This window comes from Sphingobacterium sp. GVS05A (genome assembly GCF_019969845.1).
In the GTDB taxonomy this organism is placed as follows: Bacteria; Bacteroidota; Bacteroidia; order Sphingobacteriales; family Sphingobacteriaceae; genus Sphingobacterium.
Map to the genome: position 1 here is coordinate 229,618 of NZ_JAHXYR010000008.1, position 13,574 is coordinate 243,191.

At 39.8% G+C, this 13,574-nt stretch carries 11 protein-coding genes; 6 read left to right on the forward strand and 5 right to left on the reverse strand.

What is annotated here, in order from left to right; all coding sequences use genetic code 11:
- The first annotated feature begins 176 nt into the window (after positions 1-176).
- Entirely contained in the window at positions 177-1,742 is a 1,566-nt protein-coding gene (locus LC454_RS19855; RefSeq protein ID WP_223584143.1) for a S41 family peptidase, read from the forward strand.
- Between the two features lie 118 nt (positions 1,743-1,860).
- On the opposite strand, the gene LC454_RS19860 is transcribed toward LC454_RS19855, so the two are convergent.
- From LC454_RS19860 to LC454_RS19880, 5 genes are all read right to left on the reverse strand, one after another.
- A complete protein-coding gene (locus LC454_RS19860) occupies positions 1,861-2,775 on the reverse strand; it encodes a hypothetical protein (protein WP_223584144.1) in 915 nt (304 codons plus the stop codon).
- Positions 2,776-2,900: 125 nt separating this feature from the next.
- The gene (locus LC454_RS19865) at positions 2,901-4,529 is read right to left on the reverse strand and encodes an ABC transporter ATP-binding protein (RefSeq protein ID WP_223584145.1); all 1,629 of its coding nucleotides are present in this window, start codon (positions 4,527-4,529) and stop codon (positions 2,901-2,903) included.
- A gap of 21 nt (positions 4,530-4,550) precedes the next feature.
- Positions 4,551-4,820, reverse strand: coding sequence for a PqqD family protein (locus LC454_RS19870; RefSeq protein WP_223584146.1), 270 nt, complete (start codon positions 4,818-4,820; stop codon positions 4,551-4,553).
- 149 nt (positions 4,821-4,969) lie between these two features.
- Positions 4,970-5,434, reverse strand: a complete 465-nt coding sequence (locus LC454_RS19875; RefSeq protein WP_223584147.1) for a S24 family peptidase — start codon at positions 5,432-5,434, stop codon at positions 4,970-4,972.
- A 6-nt stretch (positions 5,435-5,440) separates the two neighbouring features.
- Positions 5,441-6,352, reverse strand: a complete 912-nt coding sequence (locus tag LC454_RS19880; protein ID WP_223584148.1) for a DUF5106 domain-containing protein — start codon at positions 6,350-6,352, stop codon at positions 5,441-5,443.
- Between the two features lie 306 nt (positions 6,353-6,658).
- Between LC454_RS19880 and LC454_RS19885 the strand changes: the two genes are divergently transcribed.
- The 5 genes from LC454_RS19885 to LC454_RS19905 are packed head-to-tail and all read left to right on the forward strand — an operon-like array spanning position 6,659 to position 13,570.
- Positions 6,659-9,190, forward strand: coding sequence for an SLBB domain-containing protein (locus LC454_RS19885; protein WP_223584149.1), 2,532 nt, complete (start codon positions 6,659-6,661; stop codon positions 9,188-9,190).
- Positions 9,191-9,208: 18 nt separating this feature from the next.
- Entirely contained in the window at positions 9,209-10,273 is a 1,065-nt protein-coding gene (locus tag LC454_RS19890; RefSeq protein WP_223584150.1) for a lipopolysaccharide biosynthesis protein, read from the forward strand.
- Between the two features lie 11 nt (positions 10,274-10,284).
- Positions 10,285-11,574 (forward strand): oligosaccharide flippase family protein, encoded by a 1,290-nt coding sequence (locus LC454_RS19895; RefSeq protein WP_223584151.1) that lies wholly within the window; start codon positions 10,285-10,287, stop codon positions 11,572-11,574.
- Positions 11,574-12,467: a glycosyltransferase family 2 protein gene (locus tag LC454_RS19900; protein ID WP_223584152.1), complete on the forward strand. Its 894-nt coding sequence runs from the start codon at positions 11,574-11,576 to the stop codon at positions 12,465-12,467. The genes LC454_RS19895 and LC454_RS19900 overlap by 1 nt, the downstream gene beginning before the upstream one ends.
- The gene (locus LC454_RS19905) at positions 12,464-13,570 is read left to right on the forward strand and encodes a glycosyltransferase (protein ID WP_223584153.1); all 1,107 of its coding nucleotides are present in this window, start codon (positions 12,464-12,466) and stop codon (positions 13,568-13,570) included. Before LC454_RS19900 ends, LC454_RS19905 begins: the two co-directional genes overlap by 4 nt.
- Positions 13,571-13,574 lie beyond the last annotated feature (4 nt).

The following is a 13,574-nucleotide window of genomic DNA, read 5'->3' on the forward strand; positions in this document are numbered from 1 at the left end:
GGGGTGTAAGTCTACCAGGCAATGGTTATTTTTATTAAAGACTGTGGTTTTGATGTGATCCTGTTTTTTTGAGCTTAAGAGGCCGCCGAAAAACTACAATTCTTTGATATCAAGCGTAATTAAATTGCATATAAAAAGCAATTTATCTATGTTTGTTTTACAAATTGCTTCAACATATGAACATAGTGCCTCTAAAGCAAGTAGGGCGTTGGGCAGCGATAGCGCTGATCGGACTTACTGTTCTTTCCTGTAAAAAGGATAATCCAAAGCCCGAACCGGAGCCGGAACCAACTGACCGTACCGATGGTCAGCTTATTAAAGACGATATTTATAAATATTATAAGCTCTATTCCGTATGGGCGGATGGATCCATCCCGGATTATTTAAACAATCCGGCTCAGTATACCGATCAATATGGTTCGGCGAGTAACGTGCTTGATGCACTCAAAAGGCTGACACCAGTCCATGTTGCCGCAGGATATGCAGGTGTTTTTGACCGCTTTTCCTTTATGGAAGGTATCAACGGCTACAATATCGCCGAGCAGGCCAGTACAAAGATGGATAACAATGAAGGCTATGGCATCTCAGTACAATGGTTTTCGCTAGATAGTAAGACTGCGCGGCCCTATATTTCCTTTGTCGAAGGCGGGTCTCCGGCACAAGTCGCTGGATTTAAACGTGCAGATATCATTACATCTGTCAATAATGACAAGGAAAATTATTCGATCGAAGTCAGCTGTCCTGACCCGGGTGGTACCTGTCAAGTGAAAGATCCTGCAGCCTACAGCCGTTTGCGGAATAATATCAATACGGCATTGGATGCAGCAGCTCTTACATTGCAGGTGAAGCGTGCTGATAATAAGATCTTCGAAAAAGCGATGAGCTATAACAATTCGTATGTGATCAATCCGATCTACAAGGATACGATATATACCTATAGCGGTAACAACATCGGGTATTTGGCCTTATCTTCATTTGAAGAGATTGAGAATAACAATCAGAATCAGAAAAATATCAATGCAACCTTTGCCCAATATGAGACCAAACAGATCAAAAGCCTGATTGTTGATCTGCGGTACAATGGCGGAGGCTATGTAGATGCGGCTATCTATATTGCGGATAAGATCGGCGGCGCCAAGACCAAAGGTAAACTGATGCTGACCTATGAAATGAATAAGTACATGCAGTCGGATGCGGCAAAGAACTTAAGAGATCAACTGCATATGTCTGATACCTACTTTGACGGACTAAGTACGTTAAATCTTAATAAAGTTTATTTCTTGGTGAGCGAAGAGACTGCTTCAGCGGCTGAGATGCTGATCAATGTGCTTACGCCGCATCTTCCGGTCCAGATTATAGCCACCGAATCAAGAACCTATGGTAAGCCTGTTGGTTTTTTTGAGCAGAAAGTCCGGGACAAAGTATCTTATTGGCCGGCTTCATTTATTCTAAAGAATTCACGCGGAAATCTCGGCGAGAAATATAACAAGGGAACTGAATCCGGTCTGCGTGATTATTGGGACGGACTTGTTCCTGATAAGAGTGGTGTCGGTGACGATGTGTCAGCCGATGTCGGAGATCCTCAGGAGAAAATGCTGGCAACAGCTTTAGCTGATGCAGCTCCCACAAGCAAATCACGGGCGGCTATGCGCAGTATCTCGGCACGTACGATCCAAACAGTGGATCAGGGCAAAATGCATACAAGGCCGGAGCGTGGTATGATCAAGACAAAGAGCAAATAGGTTTACTGCCGCTACTTGCGAAGAGAGCAAGTATGAGAATAGCTATGACAGCTATGAAGGTCACAGGATAATCATATTATCCCGTGACCTTTTAGTTTATTAGAAATCTTAATACGAATTATTTACTGCCAAATATGAATGAATGACACAGCTGGGCAGCAGCCGCGTCTGGCAAGCACTGTAAATAACCTACCGGTATTTCAGCTACAATTTTTTCGAGAATTGTATTCATCCCTGCAAAGAGATCTTTATTCCATCGGATTGCCGTGCAACTTGGTAGCACCGCAATAAATCCTTTGAGTCCCGGTTGCCAGGTAAAGGTATTGGCCGGAGCCTGCTGTAGCCGTACGAACGCTTTTAGTGGTAATCGTTCATTTTTATAACAAGGGGTCTTGCCGCTCCATGGTGTTCCATAGATAAAAATGCCCTCCGCTGTTATGCGGACAGCCGGATTATCATCATTGAGCAATACAGTGTTGGGAATATGGGTAAGCCACAGCCTACTATGTGTACTTTTTCCAGTTCCACTTTTCCCTAAAAATGCGATTCCGTTACCTTCATGATTGACCACGGAAGCATGAATCATAATGGTATCGTGCAAGAGACTGGCTTGGCCAAATATCATCATCGACATCCAAGTGATCACAGCGCTCTGTTCAGCGGCTGAACTCTCAGGAACATAAATCGTCGATTGTTCAAAGTTGCGGTTACTATACTGATACCATGTCCCGTTGCCCTGCTCATTTACTATTGTTGTAATAAATGTGTCCTCCTTCTCATAAAAGCGAAAGCGATCTCCCCAAGCAATAGACTCATCTGTCCGCAATAATCCCATATCCACTGTTACCGGAGTTTTTTCTAGACTAATATTAATTGTAATATCAGCTTTTCCGTCAGCAATATCGATCTGAAAATCCCGAAAGGAATCCAAGATATAATTCAAAGCAATATGAGTCGGATGGTTAAATTCCAAAATTAAGTCCGCTATACGATAGCGGGTTTGAGATAACTCCGGTGAATTCGTTATATTCATAATTCAGTTCCTATGTGAATAATTACTTCATGAGCTTGAAGGCTCGGTTCATCTTTTAATATTTATAGCCTATCCAGATTGTTTTCATAGCTATTTGTATTTGCTAATCACAGCTATTACTTTATTTAATCAAGGTAGATGCGGTGCTGACATTTATCTGCGAGATGTAAGTCGTGTGTTACAAAAAGACATATTTTATGTTTTCCATATTCGAGCAGGCGTTGTGTTAGCATATCTGAAGTCGTTCTATCTAATGCAGAGGTTACTTCGTCAAAGAGCCAGATATCACCATCGTGCATCAGTGCACGAGCAATAGCGATACGTTGCGCTTGTCCCTCCGATAGACCTATACCCGATTCTCCCACTAAAGTGTCTACGCCATCTGGAAATTCAAATACAAATTCTGCACAGGCCAGCCATAGCGCTTTATCTATATCAAGTGGACTATCTTCTTTGACATGGAGCAACAGGTTTTCACGTATTGTTCCACTGAACAGCGAATTACCCTGCGGAATATAGGCAAAATTGATGCGGTGCTTTGCCTCCAATGATCGTTCTCCATCTGTATCTACCAATGTGATATCGCCTTTTTCAGCTTTTAGCAGCGATAGCAACAGACGGATCAAGGTCGTCTTTCCTTTTCCACTGGGGCCAATAATTGCTGTTGGTTCACCCACTTTGAGGGAAAGATTTAACTGCTGCAGCACCCATTTGTCTTCATAGCGAAAGGATAGGTCAGTGATGCGCAGTTCTTTTGTCCCATTTAATCGATACTGTTCTACCAGAGGTTCAATCTCGCCTTCTTGTAATTCCAAAAGCCGATCTGCAGATACCCGAAAGCGAACAAAACCTGGAATATAAGCAATCAATGCAAGAATTGGTGTTTGAATTCGAGCGACCAATTGCAAAAAGGCAGTCATTGTTCCAAAAGTAATCTGCCCGGATTGCAGCCGATAGACGCCCCAGATAAAGGCGACTAAATAACCCGCATTCATGGCGACTTTCATGGCACCTTGGGTATAGGTCGAAAAGTTGATCTGACGCATTTTCAGCATAAAAAGCTGTTGTTGGCTTTCAGTCAATTTCGCACGTCTTTTAGGAAAAATGCCCATGGCACGGATCAGCAGCCGGAAGCGCAGATTTTCTTGGAGAACTTTTGAAAAATTACTTTCCTCCTCTTTTACCTCCTTGCTCAATTTGCGCATTCTGCGGAAGTAAATCTTTGAGAATACAAATAAAGGTGATATGGCCAGGATCATCAGGGCAAGCATCGGATCCATATACCATAGGAAGCCCACAGAAGCCAGTAGTTGAATAATCGTCAATACAAAGGAAAGTGCAGTACTGGCGATGGTATTGGCCACTTCTTCACAATCGGTCTGAATCCGGATCTGGATATCACCTGTATGCCAGTTTTTGATCAGCCGCCATACCGATAGCATCTGTGCGTCGAGCATATGGCGCTGCAATTCCAGTGTCATCATCAGCTTGACGCGCTCCAACAGACGACCTGAATAGCCTTTTATTGCCACATTTAGCGTGATGCTTCCAATAATGCCGATCAACAGCCACTTAAGGGGTAATTCTCCTGGGGAAGTCGCTACATCAACTGCTTTTTTGGACAGGTATACAAAGATCAGGGAAAGACCGATACAGATCAGTTCCAATACAAAGTATAGGAGCAATCTACCACGGTAACCATCGCTGACTGACCATGCCCAGCGCGCATGTTGTTTCAGGCTGTTGTTGTTCATTTGGATAGATCAATGGAAAGGTTATTTTTCCAATAGTCCTTGTTTCTCAAAATCCGCAAGTAAAACTTTAGCATCGGATTGCGCCTGCTCCTTATCGACCTCATAGTTGTCACAGAGCAGGCCAACGATGGTATTTAGTTCAAATTCTGTTCCTTTGAGTTGCTCCCAAAGCCATGCCGCAGTGCTATTCAGGGTGTACACGGTCGATAGGTCAACCATATCCTGGCTAGGATCCACAATTAAATGATCTGAACCAATTGTTCTCAATACTAAATCCGATCTCAATTTCATATATAAATTATCTGTTTTTTAATGGTCATATCCGTTTCCAGGTGCACTGTTCGTTTGTTTATGCAACATGTCGACGTGATATATTAGGACAATAGAATAAATAAAACCAAAGTTAATAATTATTTTCCATCAGCATAACCTGTATATCGTTATACCATACGTTTCAATTTGGCAACAATCCGCCGGAGCAGACGGATACGGTACCATGCCAAGCCACGCAATCTTGCCCAGCAGTGATTTAAATTAATTTCCTCGGCTGATTGCAGTGGATAATGGACCGAAGCGACAGCAATAATGTCCGTTGTGTCTATATACTCCCGTAATACGAGATTACCGTCTCCAGCTAAGACGATCTGTCCATTTTTCTTTCCGACATAGCGATGAAAAACATACTTCCCTTGGTGTTTGGCCAATAGATTACTCCCCAGCTGCAAAACCCTACCCCGATAGGCCAGCAATAAAACGCTGTCTCCATCCTCGATAAACGGACGCATGCTACCACCTTTGATACGGATACGGACCTCCTTACCTTCATCCAGCATCCGTTGTACTTCGGTAAAATAGAGGTCATTGGAAATAATTCGTGTCTTATTGTCTTCCGAATGTTCGGTCATATATTATTACTTGGGTTGAACAAAATATTGGATCACTGGCTGTAGGTAAGTGTCTTTTAATATAACCTTTTTGTTTTCATCCAAGAGATATATTGTTGGCGATGCCTTGAGATCGTATAAGTTGAACGACAGTATCTTGCTATCGGTATCAAAACCATTGATCCATTTTTCGGACATTTCAGGCATATAATTTTTCCATTTACTGCGGTCTCCCCAGGGGTCAATCGCGAGTACCTGTACCTCTAATTTGGTGAAAAGTTGCACCAATTCTGGAGTATCGCGGAGTTGATGGATGGTTTCTTTGCAATGCGAGCAATCCGGGTCGTAAAAGATCAAGAAGGTATATTTAGCTTTTGTCTGCGATAGTTTTTGTTTTGTTCCATTGGCCAGTTCATAACTAAAGTCCTCTGCGGGCTGCCCTACCTTATTGCGCATTACTAATTTATAGGTAGGTCTATAGGCTTCTTTCTCTAGATCCGATAATAGGTCAGTTTTGATCATGTAACGTAGAACAGATTCGTAGATGATATCATTTCGCATTGGTGAATTACCATTATAGAGATAACGTTCGTATAGTTTAATGAAGTAGTCGAAACTGGTCCTATTGGATTTGGCCTTGTCTAACATCAGGTCTACCGCTTTGTCCCGCATGGCAGAATCAGGTGTTTTTGATAATAAACCGATAAAATCAGCGAGTTGCTGCTCTCCTTTGTCTGGATTTTTAACCTGAGCAGTGTCTTTCATGTCGAACTTATCCCAGAAATGTAACAAGCTACTATCTGCGGCACTCATCGTACTCGCTTTTTGCGATATTGTTTCGTTACTTTCTTTTTTTGATTTATTATTTCCATTGCATGCCCATAGCAGGCCTGCGATCAGGGCCATTGGCAACCAAAAACCAAGAGTTGAACTTTTCATTCTAATTTAATGCTTAACTTTGCTAAGTTAATAAAACTTTCAGGATTCCATGGACAGAATCATTCGCATGAAGCGATTGTTGTCACTGACTTGCCCTTAGCGTTGTAATAAATCAATGATACCTGATAGAATAAAGAGTAAGACGTAGCAAAAGCGCTGTCTTTTACGTTAGATACCTGAATAGCGAAAGATTCTAGCGAGGAGGTAGAGACCTCTTTCCGGCCAGTTTAAAACCTCTGGTGTAAATATTTTAAACGATTTAATTAAATAGTTTTACTAATTTTGCGGCAAATGCCAATATATCGAATGAAAAAAGTAATTTTATGGTTTTGCATGATCGGATTTGTGGGCTCAATATACGCACAGACCAATCCGGCCAACATCAAGGTGGATAATTTGACGGATGCTCAAATCGAGCAATACGTAAAACAGGCAGCATTAATGGGCTATGATGAAAGCCAATTGGATGGTTTTGCCCGTGCACAAGGGATCTCTGCTGTTGAAGTGCAAAAACTAAAAGATCGTTTGGCGAAAATTAAACGCAAGAAACAACAATCCGATCAATCCCAGCGAAACAATACGACCGCTACCGCAGGGCGGGCAGCCGGCCGTCAAGTGGGGGGGGTAAATACGACAGATTCCTTACAAAATAAACGCAATAATAATCCCGATTCCGTTCAGCATGATGATGGAAAATTGAAGATTTTTGGCGCGGACTTGTTTAAGAATAATAGCATTACTTTTGAACCCAATCTTCGGATGGCGACGCCAAGTTCTTATATCATTGGTCCTGATGATGAGATCTTATTGGATATCACTGGTGATAATGAAGCTTCTTATACACTTCTTGTCAGCCCAGATGGAATGATCAAGGTGGAATATGTTGGTCAGATTAATGTTGCGGGCTTATCGATCGCTGCGGCGAAGAGTAAGATTGAACAGCGTTTGAGTGGAACCTATCCTGCAATCCGTTCAGGAAGAACCAATGTAAGTGTAACAATTGGTAATATCCGTACGATCCGTGTTACCTTGACCGGAGCTGTTACCAAACCGGGTACCTATAGTTTACCTTCTTTAGCTACAGTCTTCAATGCACTTTATGCTTCTGGAGGCCCCAATAAAAATGGTACCTACCGTCAGATCCAAGTGATCCGTGGTAATCGTGTCGTCAGTACAATTGATGTTTATGATTTTTTGGCTAATGGTATACAACAAGGTAATATACGTTTACAGGATCAAGATATTATCCATATTCCTGTATATGGAGCGCGTGTGCAGTTTGAAGGTGAAGTAAAGCGACCTGCTATTTTCGAGACGGTAGCCGGAGAATCCTTATCAGATATCTTGCGTTATGCGGGCGATTTTACAGAGAATGCCTATACTGCGAAGATCAAAGTTTTGCAAACAACAGGACGTGAGCGCAGTGTGCAAAATGTCTATGCTGACCAGTTCGCAAATTATACGCCTAAGGGTGGAGATCAATATATTGTTGAGCCGATATTGGAACGTTATGCCAATCGGGTATCTGTTCTTGGTGCGGTATTCCGTCCGGGTATATTTGGTTTGGAGTCAGGTCTGACACTCAAGCAAGTGCTTGAAATGGCCGATGGTGTACGTGAGGATGCTTTTTTGGAACGAGGGATCATTAACCGTTTGAAAGCAGATAATACTTCAGAACTGATCAATTTTAATGTACGTGAGGTATTGGCTGGTACAGTTGCTGATATTCCATTGAAGCGTGAGGACAAGATCGAAATAGCTTCTATTTTTGATTTACGTGACGAATATAAATTTACCGTTCAGGGCGAAGTACGTTTTCCTGGTGATCTACCTTTCGCTAGCAATGCAACACTAGGTGATGTTATTCAAAAAGCTGGTGGGCTGACAGAAGCGGCTAAAAATGCTCGTGTGGAGATTGCTCGAAGACTTAAACAGCGCACTGCTGACGATCATAGCTCATCGCAAACTATTTTAGTTGATATCAAAGAAGGTATCCTTACAGATCCGACTATTGCTTTACAACCTTACGATGTTGTTTCGGTATTAGGAGACGCAGGGTTCCGTACACAACGGCAAGTGACGATTGAGGGTGAGGTCCTATATCCGGGTATTTATACCATTTCACGCGAGGATGAACGTATCTCCGACATCGTCAAGCGGGCCGGAGGATTGACCACTTACGCTTATACTGAAGGAGCATCTTTAAAACGTACAGGGATGTCTAAATTGAAAGCAGAGGAGAAAAAAGAGAAAGAACGTTTGAAAAAAGAGCTGGAGCAAGATAGTTTGGACGCGATTGGAGATAATAAGAAAAATAAACAAGAAAAGGAAAACGACGAGGAGAATACAGACAGTTCAAAGGCAAAAAGTAGTGCCTTGGCGAAGGTGTCACAGCAAGGGATGTCAGCGTCTGATGTTGAGCCAAGTGATCTTGTTGGGATTGAGTTAAATAAAATTTTGGAGAAGCCTTACGAAAAAGGCGACTTATTGGTATTGGATGGTGATATTATTACTGTGCCAAAAGAACTGGAAACAGTTAAGGTCGTAGGAGAGGTTTTGAATCCAAATAATGTCGTATATGTAAAAGGTAAAAACCTAAAATACTATATCAATCAAGCTGGTGGATTTACGGACAATGCATTGAAAAAACGTGTCTTTGTTCAGTATGCCAATGGTGCTGTAAAAGGTAAATCGGGTGGGTATCCTGAGGTAAAACCGGGAGCGGAGATCGTTGTTCCGAAGCGTGCACCAAGAGAGCGGATGAGCGCTCAAGGTTGGGTTGGTCTAGGAACGGGCATTGCCTCGTTGGCGGCTATTATTGTATCATTGTTGCGTTAATTTAACATATTGGCTGAGATGGATAATACGCGAGAAAAAGGTGAGCTGTCATTAAAAGAATTGGTGCATTTAATTCAAAAATGGCTAAAATTTCTACTTGGTAAATGGTATATTCTAATTATTGCTGGACTAATAGGTGGTGCTGTGGGGGCATTTTATGCAAGTACCAAAAGGACGGCTTATACTGCTGTCACAACCTTTGTTTTAGAATCTGGTGAGAAAAGTAGTGGATTTAGTCAATATGAAGGTTTGGCTTCAATGGTGGGTATGGACATTGGCGGATCCGGGGCCGGGATTTTTCAGGGCGATAATTTACTGGAATTTTATAAATCCCGCAAAATGCTTCAAGCTACTTTACTTAAGACTTCTGCGTCAGATACTAGTAAGCTTTTGATTGACCGTTATTTAGAATTCGAAGAGGAGAAACAGAAAAAAGATAAGCAGATCGATTTTCGAAAACATTATGCCGGATCTGAAGTAAGACAACGTGATAGTCTGATGAATAAAGTCATTGGGCAGCTTATCAAGAAAAATCTGAAAGTAGATAAATTGGATAAAAAGTTGTCGATTATAAAAGTGGAAATTACAGCATTTGACGAGTCCTTCGCTAAAGAATTTAATACAGCCTTAGTGCAGGAAGTTAATGACTTTTACATGCAGACCAAAACAAAAAGGGCCCAGCATAATATTCAATTGATACAACAGCAAGCAGACTCTATCCGTGGTATGATGAATGGAAACATTAGTACAATGGCCTCTATTGTTGATGCTACACCGAATTTGAACCCGACACGGCAGGCACAGCGTATAATACCTAGTCAACGTTCACAATTTTCAGCCGAAACAAATAAAGCTATTTTAAACCAGCTGGTTCAAAATTTGGAAATTGCAAAAATGACCCTATTAAAGGAATCTCCCCTCATCCAATTGATCGACGTTCCGACATTTCCACTGGAAAATAAAGTAGTAAGCAAAAAGTTCTATTTCTTTATAGGTTTTATTTTGTGTTTTGTGTGTTCCGCCTTTATATTAACATTGATTAGATTTTACAAATCAGCGATGAGTGAGGAGCAAATTGCTTAAAATTACTTAGAATGCGAAAGAATTTACTGCAGAGCTTTGCTTCATTGGGACTTGTACAGTTGATCAATTATGTGTTCCCATTAATTACCATACCTTATGTGTCTCGGATTATCGGCCCCGAGGGTTATGGAATTATTAATTACGCGACCGCTTTTGTGGCTTATTTCAATATACTGATCTCTTACGGTTTTGACTATACAGCAACCCGACGCATAGCGGCAGAACCCTCTTCCTTAAGCAAAGTTTTTTCGGAAGTTATGACAGCTCGGGCGTACTTATTTTTGGTTTCAGTATTCTTATTTATCATCGCATTATTTGTTTTCAGTCCCCTGGCTAGTAATAAAGCTGTAGCAATAATTGTGTTTTGCTCCTGTATTTCTACCTGTTTAACACCACAATACGTGTTTCAGGGTATGCAGCACTTGAATATTTTTGCATTTACTAATTTTTTAAGGGGTTTGCTTAATTGTATATTTATTTTGATTTTGGTAAAAAAAGCAGATGATCTTATTGTCCTGCCACTTATTAATTTCTTTTTGAGTTTTGGGATTTCGGGGTTTTTGGTTGCTTTTGCTGTCAAGAAGTTTCATATCCAGTTTAACGTGATATCCACTAAAAGAGTTTGGGGCCTCCTGATAGAAGAAAGAATGATGTATTTATCTTCCTTTGTGGTCTCTATTTATACTACAACGAATATTATCGTGTTGGGTTTTTTCGCTTCAAAAGCGGATGTTGGCTATTATACCACAGCGCAATCGTTAATATTTATTGTTATTAATGTACTTAATTTGCCACTATCTACAGTGCTCTTCCCTTATATTTCAAAGGCGTTTAATGCGAATATCGAAGAGGGATTAAATGTATTGAGAAGTTTACTGCCTGTTTTGATATATGTTTTGTCAGTTGTTGGAATTCTCATTTTCTTTCTAGCTCCTTTTTCGATTCATTTAATTTATGGTAATAAATTTGATAACGCAATTACACCGCTTAAGATTCTGGCATTCCTTCCTCTTATCTCCATGGTCAATACATTTTTGGGTATACAAACCATGTTGAATTTGAAGATGGATAAAGATTTTTTTCGCGTTACGGCAATGGCTGCATGCATAGGTTTTTTACTCAATTTGGTGTTAAGTTCTCAATATGGTTTTATCGGAACAAGTTATAGTTATTTGCTGATAGAACTCTTTGTTTTAGGGGCACTTTACATTACTTTGGTTAAGAAAAATGTAAATATACTATTGGTCAATAAATTTTCTTTGGGCGCTGTAATAAGTATTTGTAAAAATATTTTAAAGTAATGGATGTCTCTATTATAATCGTTAATTATAATTCTTTTCGGTTGATACTCAGTTCGATTGAGTCTGTCTACAAACATACTATCGGTATAAATTTTGAGATCATTGTAGTAGACAACGACTCCCCACAGCGTGACATCGAACGAATACACGAACATTATAACGAGGTTATATTTCTCAAGAATCCAGAAAATCGCGGCTTTGGCTCCGGAAACAATTTTGGAGCAAAAGTAGCCAAAGGAAAATATCTTTTTCTATTAAATCCCGATACAGTCTTGTTAAATAATGCCATAGCTAAATTTTATGATTTCTGTGAAAGCAATGAACAGGTTGGGATCGTAGGAGGCAATTTATATGACGCCAATCTCCAACCAGCATTTTCTTGTTGGAGTTTTCTTCCAAGTGTAACGGCGGAAATTGATTTTTTATGTTTTTTTAAGCTTGGAAAAATCCTAGGACGAGTAGGTAGTTTTAATAACACAGGTATTCCCCAAAAAGTAGGATATATTTCTGGTGCAGATTTATTTATACCAAAATCTATATTTATCAAGGCAGGTGGCTTTGATGAGGATTTTTTCATGTACTATGAAGAAACAGAATTAACATTTAGAGTTCGGCAATTAGGGTATGATGTTATGTCTCTTCCAAATGCAAAGATTATTCATTTAGAGGGACAGAGCGAGCCTAACGATGAAAAAGTAGCTTATAGAATGCGTAAAAGCGAGAAGCTCTATTATACCAAAACAAATCAGCGCTACTTGATTCGCCTTTCATACAAAGTTGATACATTTTTCTATACATTGGTCATCATTTATAATAAGCTCAAGCGATCACCTTCAAAAGTTGCAAGCTATAAGCGTAAGTTGCAGTTAATACGTAAGATTGAAAGTTTATGAAACGTTTTATAACAATTTTTCCTGGTGGAGCTAATATCCATTTGATTAAAGATGTAGGCATGATTCCCTATTTTTTACAAAAAGAAGGTTATTACAAATCATCCGTTGCTTGCTATGAAAAAAGGGAGTCCATGGAATATCTTGATACCGAGGTAAAAGGTCTATCCTACTATAGAATCAAAAAAATATTTGAAAATGAAAATCTAAATATCTTTTTTTTTCTTTTATGTCATTTGAGAAGATTCGATGTTGTCATGTTCTTTCATCAGTCATTTATCAAAACTTTAATTGCTTTGTTTATTAAAGTGATTACCGGTAATAGAGTCAAGTTTTATTTTAAATTGGATGCAAATGATAGCATAAAAGAAAGCAGTTTTGCTAAATCTAAAGGATTATGGAAGAAATTTAAAGTTAGTTTATATAATAAAGCAGATCTGATATCTGTTGAAAGCAGATCTTTGCAAAATTTCTTCGAACAAGATGTATCTATGCGTGTCGCTTATATTCCGAACGGTTTTGATTTTGAAAAGTTATCATTTCTTACCGAACAAGATCTTAATAAGGACAAAGAAAAAATTATCGTATTAGTGGGACGAGTTGGTGCGCCGGAAAAGGATAATTTAACGATGCTCAATACATTGTGTATGCTAGATCTACAAGCTTGGAAAGTCGAATTTATAGGTCCTATAGACGAAACCTTTCAAAGAGATATTGACCTCTTTTTTGAAGCAAATCCACGACTTAAAAATAAGGTTTTCTTTACAGGACCAATATCCGATAGAAACATGTTATTGAGAAGGCTCCGAAATTCCAAGATTTTTGTTCAAACATCAAAGTTTGAAAGCTTTGGTATAGCTTTGCTGGAGGGGATGTCATGCGGATGTTTTATTGTATCTACCGAATTAACCCCTGCTATAGAAATCGCAGGACCTTACGGCATTTTTTTTGAAGTTGGTAATGTTAAAAAGCTGACCTTTATTTTACAGTCAATTATTAATGAAGAGATAAGGCTACCTGCAGAAACGGATATCGTATCTCGAGCTAAACAGGAATTTAGCTGGTCTCTGATTGTAAAAAAAATTCATTCATATTTAGATCGTTGATATA